We start from the raw sequence: 17,497 nt of genomic DNA, 5'->3' as shown, positions 1-17,497 counted from the left end.
CCCGATAAACCCCATTGCAGCCAGGGTCTATCGGGGGTTTTTCGATCCCGGCTGTTCAAGCCCGGGACCGGTTCAGCTTATTGGCAAGCTTCGCAATCCGGCTCGTCGATCGCGCAGGCCTTTGGCACGGGGGCCGGGCCGGCTGGCGCTGCGAGAACCGAATCATCACCGTGGTTACCGCTGGAAACAGCGTTCAGCTTGCCGGTGTTGATGGTCGACTTCTCGGTGCTGGTCGCGGCCAGGGCACGGAGGTAGTAAGTGGTTTTCAGGCCACGGTACCAAGCCATGCGGTAGGTCACGTCCAGCTTCTTGCCCGATGCACCGGCAATGTACAGGTTCAGCGACTGCGCCTGGTCGATCCACTTCTGACGACGGCTGGCGGCGTCAACGATCCACTTGGTGTCCACTTCGAAGGCGGTCGCGTAGAGCTCTTTGAGTTCTTGCGGGATACGCTCGATCTGCTGCACGGAACCGTCGTAGTACTTCAGGTCGTTGATCATGACCGAGTCCCACAGGCCGCGGGCCTTGAGGTCGCGAACCAGGTACGGGTTGATCACGGTGAATTCGCCCGACAGGTTCGATTTCACATACAGGTTCTGGTAGGTCGGTTCGATCGACTGCGACACGCCGGTGATGTTGGCGATGGTTGCAGTCGGTGCGATGGCCATGATGTTGGAGTTACGAATGCCTTTCTGTACACGAGCACGTACCGGTGCCCAGTCCAGGGTTTCTTTCAGGTCAACGTCGATGTACTTCTGGCCACGGGCTTCGATCAGGATCTGTTGCGAGTCCAGCGGCAGGATGCCCTTGGACCACAGCGAACCCTGGAACGTCTCGTATGCACCGCGCTCGTCGGCCAGGTCGCAGGACGCCTGGATCGCGTAGTAGCTGACCGCTTCCATGGACTTGTCGGCGAACTCGACCGCGGCATCCGAACCGTACGGAATGTGCTGCAGGTACAGCGCGTCCTGGAAGCCCATGATGCCCAGGCCCACTGGACGGTGCTTGAAGTTGGAGTTCTGCGCCTGTGGTACCGAGTAGTAGTTGATGTCGATAACGTTATCGAGCATGCGAACGGCAGTGTTGACGGTACGTTCCAGCTTGGCGGTGTCCAGCTTGCCGTTGACGATGTGGTTCGGCAGGTTGATCGAGCCCAGGTTGCAAACGGCGATCTCGTCCTTGTTGGTGTTCAAGGTGATCTCGGTGCACAGGTTCGAACTGTGGACCACGCCGACGTGCTGCTGCGGGCTGCGCAGGTTGCATGGGTCCTTGAACGTCAGCCATGGGTGGCCGGTTTCGAACAGCATCGACAGCATTTTGCGCCACAGGTCTTTGGCCTGGATGGTCTTGAACAGCTTGACCTTGCCTGGGTACTCGGTGAGGGCTTCGTAGTACTCGTAGCGCTCTTCGAAGGCTTTGCCGGTCAGGTCGTGCAGGTCCGGTACTTCGGATGGCGAGAACAGGGTCCATTTGCCGTCATCGAAGACGCGCTTCATGAACAGGTCAGGGATCCAGTTGGCCGTGTTCATGTCGTGGGTACGACGACGGTCATCACCGGTGTTCTTGCGCAGCTCGATGAACTCTTCAATGTCCATGTGCCAGGTTTCCAGGTAGGCACACACAGCGCCTTTGCGCTTGCCACCCTGGTTGACCGCGACGGCGGTGTCGTTCACGACTTTCAGGAACGGTACGACGCCCTGGGACTTGCCGTTGGTGCCCTTGATGTACGAACCCAGTGCGCGCACCGGCGTCCAGTCGTTACCCAGGCCGCCAGCGAATTTGGACAGCATGGCGTTGTCGTGGATCGCGTGGTAGATGCCCGACAGGTCATCCGGCACGGTGGTCAGGTAGCAGCTGGACAGCTGTGGACGCAGGGTACCGGCGTTGAACAGGGTCGGTGTCGACGACATGTAGTCGAACGACGACAGCAGGTTGTAGAACTCGATCGCACGGTCTTCTTTGTGCTTCTCTTCGATCGCCAGGCCCATGGCCACGCGCATGAAGAACACTTGCGGCAGTTCGAAGCGCACACCGTCCTTGTGGATGAAGTAACGGTCGTACAGGGTTTGCAGGCCCAGGTAGGTGAACTGCTGGTCACGCTCGTGATTGATCGCCTTGCCGAGTTTTTCCAGGTCGAAGGAGGCCAGGACCGGGTTCAGCAATTCGAATTCGATACCCTTGGCAATGTAGGCCGGCAGGGCCTTGGCGTACAGGTCGGCCATCTCGTGGTGGGTGGCGCTGTCGGCCACGCCCAGGAAGCCCAGGCCTTCGGCGCGCAGGGTGTCCATCAGCAGGCGCGCGGTCACGAACGAGTAGTTCGGCTCACGCTCGACCAGGGTACGGGCGGTCATCACCAGGGCGGTGTTGACGTCGGTCAGGGCCACGCCGTCGTACAGGTTCTTCAGGGTTTCGCGCTGGATCAGGTCGCCGTCGACTTCTTCCAGGCCTTCACAGGCTTCGGTGATGATGGTGTTCAGGCGGCCCAGGTCCAACGGTGCAAACGAACCGTCGGCCAGGGTGATGCGGATCGACGGGTGAGCTTGCACCGCAGCTTCTTCAGCGGGGGAGCGCACGGCACGTTCCTTGGCGCGTGAGTCACGGTAGATCACGTAGTCGCGAGCGACTTTCTGCTCGCCGGCACGCATCAGGGCCAGCTCGACCTGGTCCTGGATTTCTTCGATGTGGATGGTGCCGCCCGAAGGCATGCGACGCTTGAAGGTTGCGGTGACCTGTTCGGTCAGGCGGGCAACGGTATCGTGGATGCGCGACGAGGCAGCAGCGGTGCCGCCTTCAACTGCAAGAAACGCTTTGGTGATGGCGACGGTGATTTTGTCATCGGTGTAAGGAACGACAGTGCCGTTACGCTTGATCACACGCAGTTGGCCGGGTGCAGTGGCGGACAGATCCAGGTTTGAATCAGCGGCCTGCGGCACGGAGCCTTGCGGGTTCTCGCGAGTTGTGTCGGTTTGCATGGGGGGTTGTCTCCACGTTCTATATTTGATTGCGAGTGCCAGGCTTTTTCCTGCAACACCCGTACCGTTTTCCATGTCGGGGATGGAGAACAGATGCCATCCGCGTGAGCGGTTTGGTCTACTGAAAATCTGTTGGTTCCACGTCGCGCTAACAAATAAAGCGCTTGAGTTTCGAGCCACTTGTGTGGTTAGGCACTTTGCTCGAAAACCCTACATGTAGGGTCTCGTTTGTCCTCGAGGTACAAGATAATGCGTTTTTGAGGGGTTAGCAACGGAGTAACCTGTGGATAAGGTTGTGAGTAAAATGTGTAAGAAAGGTCGAATGCCCGTGTAGGCCGCGTTACTGCTGGATTGCACCGTTTGTCATTAAATGTTTCGGGTGCAAAACAACCGAGCCTTTTTCGAAGGGCGCGAACCCTATCACAAAAAAATGCGATCACCGAGTGGATTTCCGGGCTTGTGCGCAAGGGCAGGCCCGTGGCTACAATCGGCCTCTGTTATGCCCTCTAAACATTACAAATAAGGTGTGGCCGGCGAAGATCAGCATGTGGGAGAAGCATGTGAGAGATAGACACGCTTGCTCCCCTATCCGGCCGCATTGTCATAACGACTCTCTATCGCGACGAGGATCACCCGTGGAGCAAGAGGCCTGGCAAATACTGATTGTCGAGGACGACGAGCGATTGGCCGAGTTGACCCGTGATTACCTGCAGAGCAACGGCCTGCGGGTGTCGGTGGAGGGCGATGGCGCCCGGGCTGCGGCGCGTATTATCGACGAACAGCCGGACCTGGTGATCCTCGACTTGATGCTGCCCGGCGAAGACGGCTTGAGTATCTGTCGCAAGGTGCGTGCGCGCTACGACGGGGTGATCCTGATGCTGACCGCCCGTACCGATGACATGGATCAGGTGCAGGGACTGGACTTGGGGGCGGATGACTATGTGTGCAAACCCGTGCGCCCACGCTTGCTGCTGGCGCGCATTCAAGCCCTGCTGCGGCGCAGCGAGCCGACGGAAGCCGGCGTTGTGGAGAACCAGCGTCGCTTGCAGTTTGGTCCCTTGGTCGTGGACAACGCCCTGCGCGAAGCCTGGCTGCATGACGGCGGCATCGAACTGACCAGTGCCGAGTTCGACCTTTTATGGCTGCTGGTGGCGAATGCCGGGCGTATCTTGTCCCGCGAAGAAATCTTCATTGCCCTGCGCGGCATCGGCTACGACGGCCAGGACCGCTCCATTGATGTGCGTATCTCGCGTATTCGCCCGAAAATAGGCGACGACCCGATCCACCCACGGCTGATCAAGACCATCCGCAGCAAAGGCTACCTGTTCGTCCCCGAAGCCGCTGCCGATATGCCGCTGTGAACTCGATCTTCCTGCGCATCTACGGCGGCATGTGTGCGGCGCTGATTCTGGTGGCGCTGCTGAGCGTGCTGGCGCTGCACCTGCTCAACGAGGTGCGCAGCGGGCAATACCGCGAGCGCCTGGCCCACGGCACCTTCGCGTTGATGGGGGACAACCTGCAACCCATGAGCGCCATCGAGCGTCAGCGCGCCCTGGCGGTGTGGGAGCGTTTGTTGGGCATCCCCCTGGAACTGCGCAGCCTCAGCGATGCGCAGCTGGACCTTGCCCAGCGCAATCGCCTGCAACGCGGCCAGGTCCTGGTGCAGCAGACCGGGCCGCATGCCGCGCGGGTACTGCGTTTGGTCAGTGAGAAAGAGTCGTTGGTGCTGACCGGCGAAGTGCAGCAGATCAGCGAGCAGCTGGCGCGTGCAACGATCTACCTGTTGGCCGATGAACTGGTGCGTTACCCGGTGGCGGAGCAGCCGCAGCGTTTGGCCGACCTAAAGGAAGCCAAGGGCTTTGGCTTCGAAATGCACCTGATGACCCTCGATCAGGCTGATATGGATGAGGATCAGCGCCGTCGTGTGTCGGAAGGCGATACGGTGATGGCGCTGGGTAAAGGCGGTGATTCGATTCGCGTGTTCGCTGGTATGGTCGGTACGCCTTGGGTCCTGGAACTCGGCCCGCTGTATCAAATGAACCCTTACCCGGCGCAGTGGCTGATCCTGATCGCGTTGGTCAGCCTGACCCTGATCGGCTTGATCGTGTATTTCCTGGTGCGCCAGCTCGAGCAGCGCCTGCGCGGGCTGGAAGCGGCGGCCACGCGTATTGCCAAAGGCAGCCTGGAGGTGCGTGTGCCAGCCCGCGGGGCGGACTCGGTCGGGCGTCTGGCGGCAGCCTTCAATGGCATGGCCGAGCATCTGCAGCAGTTGCTGGCAATCCAGCGCGAACTGGTGCGCGCGGTGTCCCACGAACTACGTACCCCGGTGGCGCGCCTGCGCTTTGGCCTGGAGATGATCGGTGACGCCGCTACCCCCGAGGCGCGGCGCAAGTACATGGACGGCATGGACAGTGATATCCAGGACCTCGATGGCCTGGTGGACGAAATGCTCACCTATGCACGCCTGGAGCAAGGTGCGCCGCAACTGAGTTTCCAGCGGATCGACCTCAGCGCGTTGCTCGATCAGGTCATCGGCGAATTGTCGCCACTGCGCCCGCAGATCAGCGTGAGTCGGGGGGCCTGCCTGTCCTCGGCGCATTGGGACGACGCCTGGGTCGACGCCGAACCGCGTTACCTGCATCGGGCTTTGCAGAACCTGGTGAGCAATGCCATGCGCCATGCCCAGGGCCGAGTGTTGATCAGCTATCAGGTGGGGCAGGTGCGCTGCCGTATTGATGTGGAAGATGATGGCCCGGGCGTGCCGGAAAGTGCATGGGAGCGGATCTTCACACCCTTTCTGCGCCTGGATGACAGTCGCACCCGGGCCTCGGGTGGGCACGGCCTGGGTTTATCGATCGTACGGCGGATCATCTATTGGCACGGCGGGCGCGCCTTGATCAGCAAGAGCAACAACCTGGGCGGGGCGTGCTTCAGTCTGAGTTGGCCCAGGGATCAGGAGAAATCCTGAAACCGCGATCTCCTGTGGGAGGGGGCTTGCTTCCGATAGCGCCCTATCAAGCGCCGATAGCCACCAGGCTCAATAACTGATCCCCATCCACCGCATACTGCCCCTCCAATACCTTGCCGTGGCACCACTCGGCCGACAGGTCCGTCAGCAGGCGCAAGCGCACATGGCCGGCTTCGGACCACTCCAGCACCTCGGCATGCTCAAAGTAGAAACGCTGCTGCACAATCGGGTAGAGCGCCTTGAACAGGCTTTCCTTGAGCGAGAACGTCAGCGTCACCAACCGAGCGATCTGCTCACGCGGCAGGGCGGCCATGCGTTGCAGTTCATCGGCGGTGAGAATTTCCCCGGCCAGGCGCTCGGCCCGCTCCAGGCTCAGCAGGTTCTCCAGGTCCATCCCCAGCCCACGCCATTGCGCCTTGTACCCGACGATGGCGGCTGCATGTCCGGTGCTGTGGGTGATGGAGCCGCTGATATGCCCTGGCCACACCGGCGCCCGGTCTTCGCCGATGGCCGGGACGCAATCGAGCTGATCCAGTTGTTGCAACGCCGTACGCGCACACAGCCGGCCGGCAAGGAACTCGGCCTGGCGCTTGGCCACCGAGCGCTGGATGCTGGCCGGTGGCGGCACGGCGCTGCGCTGGAAGTCGCCGGCCTTTAATAAGGTGGGGTCGAAGCGGGTGCTGAGAAACACCGTATCCGGCAAGGGTTCGGGTAGGGGCCAATGTGCATCGAGCGGGGTGCAGCAAGCGGGTAGGGGCGTCATGGGCGGTATTTTGCTTCAGTTGGCACACCAGTGGATAGCCCGCAACGGTTCAGGTGCGGTTCAGAGCCCGTTCAGGGGGAGTTCAGGGGCGCCTGCGTAGTCTGGCACCCATAGCCAAACGCGTAGAGGTAACCCCATGACTGCGATCAAACAGCTGCTGTTGGCCTTAACCATGCTCAGCGCCACTGCCGGAGTGCAGGCTGCGGACGGCTCCTTTGCCGCGTTCGGCGGCGAGAAAACCAAGAAGTCCGGCAACCTGATCCACCGTGTCAGTTTCGACGACGCAGGCAGCCAGGCTGCGCCGTGGGGCCAGTCGCTGGGGCAGACTGCCCCGCAGCCGGGTTACCGCACCGGCTATGAACACCTGACGGGCCAATACAATGGCATTAAACTGCGCCCGCAAGACCTGCAGGGCCGCTATGATATCCCTCTGTCGGACAGTTGAATCGCCTTGGAGAGCCTTATGAAATTGCTGGTGGTGGAAGATGAGGCGCTGTTGCGTCATCACCTGTTGACCCGCCTGACCGACAGTGGGCATGTGGTCGAAGCCGTGGCCAATGCCGAAGAAGCCTTGTACCAGACTGGCCAGTTCAATCACGACCTGGCCATCATCGACCTCGGCCTGCCCGGCATGGGCGGCCTGGACCTGATCCGCCAATTGCGCACCCAGGCCAAGAGTTTCCCGATCCTGATCCTCACGGCCCGGGGCAACTGGCAGGACAAGGTCGAAGGCCTGGCCGCCGGTGCCGACGACTATGTGGTCAAGCCATTCCAGTTCGAAGAACTGGAGGCGCGCATGAATGCCCTGTTGCGCCGCTCCAGTGGTTTCACCCAGTCCACGATCGTGGCGGGGCCGCTGTTGCTGGACCTCAACCGCAAACAGGCTTCCCTGGATGAGCAACCCTTGGCGTTGACCGCTTATGAGTACCGTATTCTCGAGTACTTGATGCGCCACCATCAGCAGGTGGTCGCCAAGGATCGCCTGATGGAGCAGCTCTATCCCGATGATGACGAGCGTGATCCGAACGTTATCGAAGTGTTGGTGGGCCGCCTGCGTCGCAAGCTGGAAGGCCCGGCGGGGTTCAAGCCGATCGATACCGTGCGCGGCTTGGGTTACCTGTTCAATGAGCGCTGCCGTTGATTCGCTCGCTACGTGTGCGCTTGATGCTGGCGGCCGCGACCCTGGCCGTGCTGTTTATGTTGGGCTTGTTGCCCGCCATGCAAGGCGCTTTCAGCCTGGCGTTGCAGGATTCCATCGAGCAGCGCCTGGCGTCGGATGTGACCACCCTGATTTCTGCGGCACGCGTCGAAAACAACCGCTTGCTGATGCCCGCGCAGTTGCCCGATGAGCGTTTCAACCTCACCGACAGCCGGCTGCTGGGCTATATCTATGACCGCGAAGGCCATCTGGTGTGGCGGTCGCGGGCAACCCAGGAAGAAAACATCAACTACCGGCCGCGTTACGATGGGCGTGGCAACGAATTTGCGCGTATCCGCGAAGCCGGTGGCCAGGAGTTCTTCGTGTATGACGTCGAGGTCAAGCTGCTGGGAGGCAAAAGTGCCGCGTTCAGCATCGTCGCGTTACAACCGGTACGCGAATATCAACTGACCCTTGAGGGACTGCGGGAAAACCTCTACCTGGGCTTCGGCGCGGCCTTGCTGGTGCTGTTGACCTTGCTCTGGCTGGGCTTGACGTGGGGGCTGCAAGCCCTGCGACGCCTGAGCCAGGAGCTGGACCAGATTGAAAGTGGCACGCGCGAAAGCCTCACCGAAGAACACCCACGCGAACTGTTGCGCCTCACCGGCTCCCTCAATCGGTTGCTGCACAGCGAGCGTGAGCAGCGTACCCGCTACCGCGATTCCCTCGACGACCTCGCCCATAGCCTGAAAACCCCGCTGGCGGTATTGCAGGGCGTGAGTGAAGACATGGCGCAGCGTCCCGAAGAACGTGGCCAGGCCATGGTTCTACAATCGCAGATTGAACGTATGAGCCAGCAGATCGGCTACCAGCTGCAACGTGCCAGCCTGCGCAAAAGTGGCCTGGTGCGCCACCAGGTGCATCTTGCGCCGGTGCTGCAAAGCCTCTGCGACACACTGGGCAAGGTGTACCGCGACAAGCGCGTTACCGTGTCCTTCGACTTGCCGGACGAGGGTTATGTGCCCATCGAGAAAGGCGCCCTGCTCGAAATGCTCGGTAACCTGCTGGAAAACGCCTATCGCCTGTGCCTGAGCGAAGTGCGTATCAGCCTGGTAGAAAGTCTTGCCGGCACTGAGCTATGTATCGAGGACGATGGCCCCGGTGTGCCACCGGATCAGCGCGCACGGATTCTGCAAAGGGGCGAACGGCTGGACCGTCAGCATCCGGGGCAGGGCATTGGGCTGGCGGTGGTCAAGGACATTATCGAAAGTTACGGCGCACGCCTGACTTTGGGTGATTCGGCGCTGGGTGGCGCGGCGTTCAAGATTCACTTCCCGGCTGTGTGATTTTTTGGTGGCCGAACTGGCCTCATCGGGGGCAAGCCCCCTCCCACATTTTGATTTGTGAACACATTCAAGGGTAGGAGGGGGCTTGCTCCCGATGGCGTCAGTACTGGCGCCACCTTAATTTTCCTGCGCCCGGTAGGCGCCTGGCGTGAGCCCCGTCCACTTCTTGAACGCCCGATGAAACGCCGACGGTTCGGAGAACCCCAACTGCTCGGCGATTTCCTGCAGCGACAGATTGGCCCGCCCCAAGTGATAAATGGCGATGTCTCGCCGCAACTCATCTTTGAGTGCCTGGAAACTGGTGCCTTCCTCGCGCAGGTGTCGGCGCAGGGTCTGCGGGCTGATGTGCAGGTGCTGCGCCACGGCCTCCAAGTCCGGCCAAGGCGTGCGGTCACGGCTTAACAAGCGGCGTAATTGGCTGCTCAAGCTGTCGCCTTCGTCCGGTCGTGACAGCAAGTCTGCGGGCGAGCGCTGCAGAAAATGCTTGAGCGTACGTTCGTCCTGCAGCAAGGGCAGGCTCAAATAGCGGCAGGGGAATACCAGGCTACTGCTCGGTGCGTTGAATACCTGAGGGCAGGGGAAGAGCAAGTCATATTCGCCTGCATGGGCCGGCATCGGGTAGTGGAACGTCGCCTGATGCAACCGGATTCGCTGGCCGATCAACCAACTGCCCAGGCGATGCCAGATCACCAGCAGGCATTCGCTCAGGAAGTGATCCGGGTCCCACAGCTGTGAGTCATCCAGGCTCAGACGAGCCATGTCGCCTTCTCTTGTCAGATGCCAGCGCGGCCCCTGTGGGAATAAGCTATAAAATAATAAACCGCGTTCCAGAGCCTTCTCCAGTGTGCGGCAGTGAATCAGCGCGTGGCACATCATGGCGAAGGTGCCGCGTTTACTCGAACCTTCAGCGAACCCCAGGTACTCGTCGTCGAGCTCCAGCCAGAGCATCTGCAACAGCCGGGTAAATTGTTCCGGCGCAATGCGGGCGCGGGGCTCGGTCAGCAACTCAGGGGTAATGCCCACCTGTTGCAGCAGGGCCGAGTAGTCATAGCCCGCCCGACGGGCACCGACCAGGGCCGCTCGGGCGTAGTGACTGGCGATGGTGCGTTCACGCATGTGAGGGCCTCGTCCATGGAGTGGCGGATGTTAGCCATCACCGGGTGGGGCGACAAGGCGGATATCCGCCAAATTGTAGGACGGGATTTGGCTGCATGGCGGAAAACCGCCACTTGTTCACGGCGCGCAAGGGAAGGCTGAACGCGCCCAGCCCTGATGTCTAAGGGTCTTCAGCGGATTTGCAGAAAGTGGCACGGCGTTTGCGATAAGAGATGGCAGCGCAGGCCAGGTTCTACCAGCCTCGCAAACAACAAATCCCTCCAGTGCAGGAGGGTTCGCAATTCAAGTGTCGTGGGCAATGGCGGATATTTGCTACACGGGACGATTGAGGAACTTTGCAATGACGACTCGTCAGCCACTGTACAAATCCCTGTATTTCCAGGTGATCGTTGCAATCGTTATCGGTATTTTGCTCGGTCATTTCTACCCGCAGACCGGCGTGGCGCTCAAGCCACTGGGTGACGGCTTTATCAAGCTGATCAAAATGGTCATCGCCCCGATCATCTTCTGCACCGTTGTCAGCGGTATCGCTGGCATGCAAAGCATGAAATCGGTCGGCAAAACCGGCGGCTACGCGCTGCTGTACTTCGAAATCGTTTCCACCATCGCCCTGCTGATCGGCCTGGTCGTGGTCAACGTTGTGCAACCGGGCGCCGGCATGCACATCGACGTGGCTACCCTGGACGCCTCGAAAGTCGCGGCCTACGTGACTGCCGGTGCAGACCAGAGCGTGGTTGGCTTTATCCTCAATGTGATTCCGAACACCATCGTCGGCGCCTTTGCCAACGGTGACATCCTGCAAGTGCTGATGTTCTCGGTGATCTTCGGTTTTGCCCTGCATCGCCTGGGTGCCTACGGCAAGCCGGTGCTGGACTTCATCGATCGCTTCGCCCACGTCATGTTCAACATCATCAACATGATCATGAAGCTCGCGCCAATTGGTGCCCTGGGTGCCATGGCGTTCACCATCGGTGCCTACGGTGTAGGTTCCCTGGTGCAACTGGGTCAGCTGATGATCTGCTTCTACATCACCTGCGTCCTGTTCGTGGTGGTGGTGTTGGGTGCCATCTGCCGCGCCCACGGTTTCAGCGTGTTGAAGCTGGTGCGCTACATCCGTGAAGAACTGCTGATCGTACTGGGCACTTCCTCTTCCGAATCCGCGCTGCCACGCATGCTGATCAAGATGGAGCGCCTGGGCGCGAAGAAATCCGTAGTCGGCCTGGTGATCCCCACCGGCTACTCCTTCAACCTCGACGGTACTTCGATCTACCTGACCATGGCTGCCGTGTTCATCGCCCAGGCGACTGACACCCACATGGATATCACCCACCAGATCACCCTGCTGCTGGTGCTGTTGCTGTCCTCCAAAGGCGCCGCGGGCGTGACCGGTTCGGGCTTTATCGTACTGGCCGCCACCCTGTCGGCCGTCGGCCACCTGCCGGTTGCCGGCCTGGCACTGATCCTGGGTATCGACCGCTTCATGTCCGAAGCGCGCGCCCTGACCAACCTGGTCGGTAACGCCGTTGCCACTATCGTTGTCGCCAAGTGGGTCAAGGAGCTGGACACCGACAAGCTGCAGAGCGAGCTGGCGTCCGGTGGTACCGGTATCTCCGATACCCGTCCGGAAGATGACCTGGGTGTGGCCGAAGGCCCTGCTCCTGTCATCAAGTAATTCGCTGCTGGCGTGAACTGACGCCGAAGCCCTCCACAAACGCCCCGACTGTTTCGGGGCGTTTGCGTTTGTGGCCGGCCACTCTGGAGGCTTTTGCTTTACAGTGATTGGGTGAGTAATCGTTGTAAGGCCGGCAGGAGGTTGGATGGATAGCGTGGATCTGAATGTCCTGCGCAGTGTGCTCGAATGGCGTCGCGCCGGGCAGCGGGTGGTGTTGTACAGCGTGGTCCAGACCTGGGGCAGTGCACCGCGTCCGCCCGGGGCGATGTTGGCATTGCGGGGCGACGGGGTCGTGATCGGCTCGGTGTCCGGCGGTTGCATTGAGGATGATCTGATTGCGCGCCTGCAAGATGGTCGCCTGGCGGAAGATGGCCCACCCGTGCAGTTGGTGACATACGGGGTGACCCGTGATGAGGCGGCGCGCTTCGGCCTGCCGTGCGGTGGCACGTTGCGCCTGACCGAAGAACGGGTAGGCGACTGGCAATGGGTTGCACAGCTGCTGGCGCGTTGTGAGGACCATCAGATTGTCGCCCGGGAGCTGGACCTGGCCACAGGTACTGTGACCCTCGGCAGCGCAAGCAAAACGGATGTGGTGACATTTGACGGGGAGCGCCTGCGCGCCATCTATGGCCCGCGCTGGCGCCTGCTGTTGATCGGTGCCGGGCAGTTGTCGCGCTACGTGGCCCAAATGGCGCGCTTGCTGGATTTCGAAGTGTTGGTCTGCGACCCGCGTGAAGAGTTCGTCTACGGCTGGGAAGAACAGCATGGTCGGTTTGTGCCGGGCATGCCGGATGAGGCGGTACTGAACATTCAGACCGACGAGCGCACAGCTATCGTCTGCCTGACCCACGACCCGCGCCTGGATGATATGGCGTTGCTGACGGCATTGAATTCCGATGCCTTCTACGTCGGCGCGCTGGGCTCGCGGGTCAATACCCAGAAGCGCCGGGAAACCCTGGCGGCGCTCGGGCTGACGGCCGAGGCGATTGCGCGCTTGCATGGACCGATCGGCTTGCATATCGGTAGCCACACGCCTGCTGAAATTGCCTTGTCGCTGATGGCTGAAGTCGTCGCAATCAAGAACGGTGTTGCGCCGATGCAGAAAAAGCCGCTGCCGGTGGTCGCCGAGTGACGGTGACGGCAATTGTACTGGCGGCAGGGCAGGGCAGTCGTTTCCGTGCCGAAGCCGGTGCCGACCAGGACAAGCTGCTGGCCGATTGCAGCGGATTGGATGGCGTGACGCGGCCGGTACTCGAGCAGGTGCTGGTGAACCTGCCGGCGACGCTCGTTGAGCGTTGGGTGGTGACCTCGCCGGAGCGCCTGGAGGTCATTCGGTTGGCCGAGGCGCAGGGTTGCAAAGTCGTGTTGCTGGAATCGGCGGGCATGGGCGACAGCATTGCCGCGGCGGTTGCGGCCAGCGGTGCGGCGGATGGCTGGCTGGTGGTGCTGGGAGATATGCCGTTTATTCGGCCCTCGAGCATTGAGCGGGTGATCGAGGGGCTGGAGGCGGGCGGTATCCGTGTGCCGGTGCAGGATGGGCGGTATGGGCATCCTGTAGCGTTTGACCAGGCATTTGGGCTTGAGCTGATGGCATTGACCGGTGATCGTGGAGGACGATCATTGTTTGCGCACGCGTTGGTCAGCGAAGTGGCGGTTGAAGACCCGGGTGTGCTCTGGGATGTCGATGTTCCGCAATCCTTGAACTTCAAGCCGATCTGAGTGTGGGAGGGGGCAAGCTCTAATGCCTGTCAGTTAAGCGATAGAGCAGACGATGAATAACCTGTGGGAGGGGGCTTGCTCCCGATAGGCCGCGCAGCGGCCTCAAAAATGGGCCTGCTACGCAGTCCATCGGGAGCAAGCCCCCTCCCACAATGACCGCGTTAAGCCTTATTCAGGACGGGACAGATCACATAAAAAAGCCCCGCCTGATCACTCAGGCGGGGCTTTCTTGTGGCGGCTGGAATCAGGCGAGAGGTTTGCTCTCGTGCTCTGCTTCCTGTGCTGCGGCAGCAGCTGCTGCGGCGGCCTCAGCTTCCTTGCGGCGACGGCGCACTTCACGTGGGTCGTTCGGTGCACGGCCGTTTTCGGTCAGGGCGCTGACCGGTGCGGCTTCAACCACAGGGGCAGCCACTTCGGCAGCTACCGGCGCCTCAACCACTGCTGCAGGTTCTACGACCGGAGCAGGTTGAACCACTGGGGCTGGCTCGGCAGCCACGACTTCGGCAACCGGTTCCGACGCTTCTTCTACCGCAGTGGCAGGCGTTGGCGCTTCAACCGGAGCAGTTGGCTCGGCAGTCCATTGGAAGGCGGTCTGTTCTTCGCGAACTTCTCGTACTTCCGGAGCCGCTTCGACAACCGGAGCTTCAACAGCAGCTTCGACCACTGGCTCAGGCTCAGCTACAGGTGTCGGCTCAACAGCCGCCACTTCAGCTTCTGGCTGGGCTTCAGGAGCCTGGGCAACTTCCACTTCCGGAACAACCGGAGCTTCGATTGGGGTAGTGGCTTCGACTACTGGTGCTTCTACGACTGGGGTTTCAACGACAGGTGCTTCAACAACCGGCGCTTCAACCACTGGGGTCTGGGCAGCAGGTGCTTCTACAACCGCAGTTTCTTCAACAGCAGCAGTTGCGCGTTCAGCCTGTTCGTGAGCCTGGGCTTCAGCAGGTGCGCTGATGACCGAGCTGGCAACCGCAGCAGTCACGGCCAGGCCGGCAGCCAGTTCGGCGCCAGTCGGCTCGCTGGTAGCGGCTTCGGCGTTCTCGCCGGCTTCTTCCGAGCCTTCGATCACATTGCCATTGGCATCGCGTTGACGCTCACGACGGTTGCTGCGACGACGCTGGCCACGGGAGCGGCGGCGTGGACGATCGCCTTCGGCGTTGTCCTGGCCGTCTTCCTGCAGTTGCTCTTCGCCGTTCAGGACTTCTTCTTCACTGGCGGCAGCGGCTTGTTCGGCACGCGGTTGACGCTCTTCACGCGGTGGGCGTGGTTGTCGCTCCTCACGAGGCGCACGCTCTTCACGTGGCTGGCGAGCCGGGCGCTCTTCGGCGACGACCGCAGCACCGGCAGCGGCAGCGGCTGGCGCTGCGTCCAGCGGTTCGCGCAGTTCACGCACGCGTTCTTCACGCTCGCCACGTGGCTTGCGATCTTCACGCGGTGCACGTGGCGTGCGCGGTGCACGCTCTTCACGCGGTGCGCGTTCTTCGCGGGCTACGGTCGGGGTTTCTTCACGGGCTTCGCGAGGTGCACGCTCTTCACGTGGCGCGCGTTCTTCACGCGGTGCACGTTCTTCGCGTGGCTTGCGCTCTTCATCGCGACGACCGTTGCGGTTACGGCTCTGCTGGCGGCCGTTGCGACGTTCTTCGTTGCGCGCCGGACGTTCGGTGGCCGGTTTTTCAACCACAACCGGAGCAGCAGGCTCTTCCTTGGTGGCGAACAGGCTGACCAGCGATTTCACCAGGCCTTTGAACAGGCTCGGCTCAGGCAGGGCGGCCGGAGCGGCAACCGGGGCAGCCGCTTCAGTTGGAACCGGTGCATTGGCACGCGCCGGTGCAGTCTTCACGGCAGCTTCCTGGCGAACCAGGGTGCGCGTCGCGGCAGCCGGCTGGACTTCTTCCACTTCGGCAGCGGCAGCCGCGATTTCGTAGCTGGACTGGTTGTTGTGGGCTTCCGGGCTGTCGTCACGCAGGCGCTGCACTTCGAAGTGCGGCGTTTCCAGGTGATCGTTCGGCAGGATCACGATACGGGCACGGGTGCGCAGTTCGATCTTGGTGATCGAGTTGCGTTTTTCATTGAGCAGGAATGCGGCGACCGGGATCGGCACCTGAGCGCGGACTTCGGCGGTGCGGTCTTTCAGGGCTTCTTCTTCGATCAGGCGCAGGATCGCCAGGGACAGCGATTCAACGTCACGGATGATGCCGGTGCCGTTGCAGCGCGGGCAGACGATGCCGCTGCTTTCGCCCAGGGACGGACGCAGGCGCTGACGGGACATTTCCAGCAGGCCGAAGCGCGAGATGCGGCCGACCTGTACGCGGGCGCGGTCAGCTTCCAGGCATTCGCGGACTTTCTCTTCCACGGCGCGCTGGTTCTTGGCGGGGGTCATGTCGATGAAGTCGATCACGATCAGGCCGCCGATATCACGCAGGCGCAACTGGCGGGCGATTTCTTCAGCCGCTTCCAGGTTGGTCTGCAGGGCGGTTTCTTCGATGTCGCTACCTTTCGTGGCGCGCGCCGAGTTGATGTCGATGGACACCAGGGCTTCGGTCGGGTCGATCACGATGGAGCCGCCGGAAGGCAGTTCGACCACGCGCTGGAAGGCGGTCTCGATCTGGCTTTCGATCTGGAAACGGTTGAACAGCGGCACGCTGTCTTCGTACAGCTTGATCTTGCTGGCGTACTGCGGCATCACCTGGCGGATGAAGGTCAGGGCTTCGTCCTGGGCTTCAACGCTGTCGATCAGCACTTCGCCGATGTCCTGGCGCAGGTAATCGCGGATGGCGCGGATGATCACGTTGCTTTCCTGGTAGATCAGGAACGGCGCGGAACGATCCAGGGACGCTTCTTTGATGGCGGTCCACAGTTGCAGCAGGTAGTCGAGGTCCCACTGCATTTCTTCGCTGCTGCGGCCCAGGCCGGCAGTGCGCACGATCAGGCCCATGTCGGCCGGGGCGATCAGGCCGTTCAGCGCTTCACGCAGTTCGTTGCGCTCTTCGCCTTCGATGCGACGGGAAATGCCGCCGGCACGTGGGTTGTTCGGCATCAGGACCAGGTAACGGCCGGCCAGGCTGATGAAGGTGGTCAGGGCGGCGCCCTTGTTGCCACGTTCTTCTTTCTCGACCTGGACGATGACTTCCTGGCCTTCGCTCAGGACGTCCTTGATGTTCACGCGGCCTTCAGGAGCTTTCTTGAAGTATTCGCGGGAGATTTCTTTGAGGGGCAGGAAGCCGTGGCGCTCGGAGCCGAAGTCGACAAAGGCAGCCTCAAGGCTTGGTTCGATGCGAGTAATACGGCCTTTATAGATGTTGGCCTTCTTTTGCTCGCGTGCACCGGATTCGATGTCCAGGTCGTAGAGGCGTTGGCCATCTACCAGTGCAACACGCAACTCTTCGGGTTGAGTTGCGTTAATCAGCATTCTTTTCATGTTGTACCGTCGGTTTCCGGGCTGCCGGAAACGGCGTTCGGCACACACGACTTCTCACGGTCGGTGTCAGGTGCGTCAAGAGTGGTTGGCCACTCCAGTGTCCAGCAAACACCAGCCAATTGGGCCGGTATCGCGACGGACGCGTCCTGCTTGTTAGCGGTGGTGACAAAGGCACCACTTCAACAAAAGCTAAGGTCAGGAGGAGGAATCAACCGGCGACTGTGGACGAGATGAAGCGTCTAAATATAAGCCTAGTGCTACACGGTCCGACGGTTGTGCATCTCCACCCTACACGTATCCCTGATAATTCGGGTGCTGCCGCGCGCAGAATCCGCAGCGGGTTGGCATTTACCGTGTTCTCCAATGGGGAGTTCACGCTCATGGC

The 17,497-nt window shown here is 61.2% G+C and carries 12 protein-coding genes; 8 read left to right on the top strand and 4 right to left on the bottom strand.

The window, feature by feature from the left end:
* Positions 1–77 precede the first annotated feature (77 nt).
* The gene (locus tag C9383_RS04905; protein WP_090369079.1) at positions 78–2,972 is read right to left on the bottom strand and encodes a ribonucleoside-diphosphate reductase subunit alpha; all 2,895 of its coding nucleotides are present in this window, start codon (positions 2,970–2,972) and stop codon (positions 78–80) included.
* A 635-nt stretch (positions 2,973–3,607) separates the two neighbouring features.
* Between C9383_RS04905 and C9383_RS04900 the strand changes: the two genes are divergently transcribed.
* The gene (locus C9383_RS04900) at positions 3,608–4,333 is read left to right on the top strand and encodes a response regulator (protein ID WP_090369081.1); all 726 of its coding nucleotides are present in this window, start codon (positions 3,608–3,610) and stop codon (positions 4,331–4,333) included.
* A complete protein-coding gene (locus tag C9383_RS04895; protein ID WP_060756323.1) occupies positions 4,330–5,940 on the top strand; it encodes an ATP-binding protein in 1,611 nt (536 codons plus the stop codon). The genes C9383_RS04900 and C9383_RS04895 overlap by 4 nt, the downstream gene beginning before the upstream one ends.
* Before the next feature lie 46 nt (positions 5,941–5,986).
* Here C9383_RS04895 and C9383_RS04890 read toward each other — a convergent pair whose 3' ends face one another.
* Positions 5,987–6,703 carry a 4'-phosphopantetheinyl transferase family protein gene (locus tag C9383_RS04890; RefSeq protein ID WP_090369083.1) on the bottom strand — a complete coding sequence of 239 codons (717 nt, stop codon included), beginning with the start codon at positions 6,701–6,703 and terminating at the stop codon, positions 5,987–5,989.
* A 136-nt stretch (positions 6,704–6,839) separates the two neighbouring features.
* Between C9383_RS04890 and C9383_RS04885 the strand changes: the two genes are divergently transcribed.
* Genes C9383_RS04885 through C9383_RS04875 form a run of 3 tightly spaced genes read left to right on the top strand, consistent with a single transcriptional unit; the run spans position 6,840 to position 9,187 of the window.
* Entirely contained in the window at positions 6,840–7,148 is a 309-nt protein-coding gene (locus C9383_RS04885) for a hypothetical protein (RefSeq protein ID WP_060756321.1), read from the top strand.
* 18 nt (positions 7,149–7,166) lie between these two features.
* Entirely contained in the window at positions 7,167–7,844 is a 678-nt protein-coding gene (locus C9383_RS04880; RefSeq protein WP_060756320.1) for a response regulator transcription factor, read from the top strand.
* Entirely contained in the window at positions 7,841–9,187 is a 1,347-nt protein-coding gene (locus tag C9383_RS04875; RefSeq protein ID WP_090369085.1) for an ATP-binding protein, read from the top strand. Before C9383_RS04880 ends, C9383_RS04875 begins: the two co-directional genes overlap by 4 nt.
* A 117-nt stretch (positions 9,188–9,304) precedes the next feature.
* Here the strand turns inward: C9383_RS04875 and C9383_RS04870 are convergent, their stop codons facing one another.
* Positions 9,305–10,303, bottom strand: coding sequence for an AraC family transcriptional regulator (locus C9383_RS04870; protein WP_060756318.1), 999 nt, complete (start codon positions 10,301–10,303; stop codon positions 9,305–9,307).
* Between the two features lie 340 nt (positions 10,304–10,643).
* Between C9383_RS04870 and C9383_RS04865 the strand changes: the two genes are divergently transcribed.
* The 3 genes from C9383_RS04865 to C9383_RS04855 all read left to right on the top strand — a co-directional run bounded on the left by C9383_RS04865 (position 10,644) and on the right by C9383_RS04855 (position 13,694).
* Positions 10,644–11,975, top strand: coding sequence for a dicarboxylate/amino acid:cation symporter (locus tag C9383_RS04865; protein ID WP_060756317.1), 1,332 nt, complete (start codon positions 10,644–10,646; stop codon positions 11,973–11,975).
* 145 nt (positions 11,976–12,120) lie between these two features.
* On the top strand, positions 12,121–13,107 hold the full coding sequence (locus tag C9383_RS04860; protein ID WP_090369088.1) for an XdhC family protein: 987 nt from the start codon (positions 12,121–12,123) through the stop codon (positions 13,105–13,107).
* Complete coding sequence (locus C9383_RS04855) at positions 13,104–13,694, top strand: nucleotidyltransferase family protein (protein ID WP_090369090.1); 591 nt, start codon at positions 13,104–13,106, stop codon at positions 13,692–13,694. Before C9383_RS04860 ends, C9383_RS04855 begins: the two co-directional genes overlap by 4 nt.
* 244 nt (positions 13,695–13,938) lie before the next feature.
* On the opposite strand, the gene rne is transcribed toward C9383_RS04855, so the two are convergent.
* A complete protein-coding gene (rne, locus tag C9383_RS04850) occupies positions 13,939–17,103 on the bottom strand; it encodes a ribonuclease E (RefSeq protein ID WP_174554032.1) in 3,165 nt (1,054 codons plus the stop codon).
* Between the last annotated feature and the right edge of the window lie 394 nt (positions 17,104–17,497).

This window comes from Pseudomonas palleroniana, assembly GCF_003031675.1.
In the GTDB taxonomy this organism is placed as follows: Bacteria; Pseudomonadota; Gammaproteobacteria; order Pseudomonadales; family Pseudomonadaceae; genus Aquipseudomonas; species Aquipseudomonas palleroniana.
The sequence above is the reverse complement of the archived record's forward strand: the minus strand, read 5'-3'. Positions and strand labels throughout refer to the sequence as shown.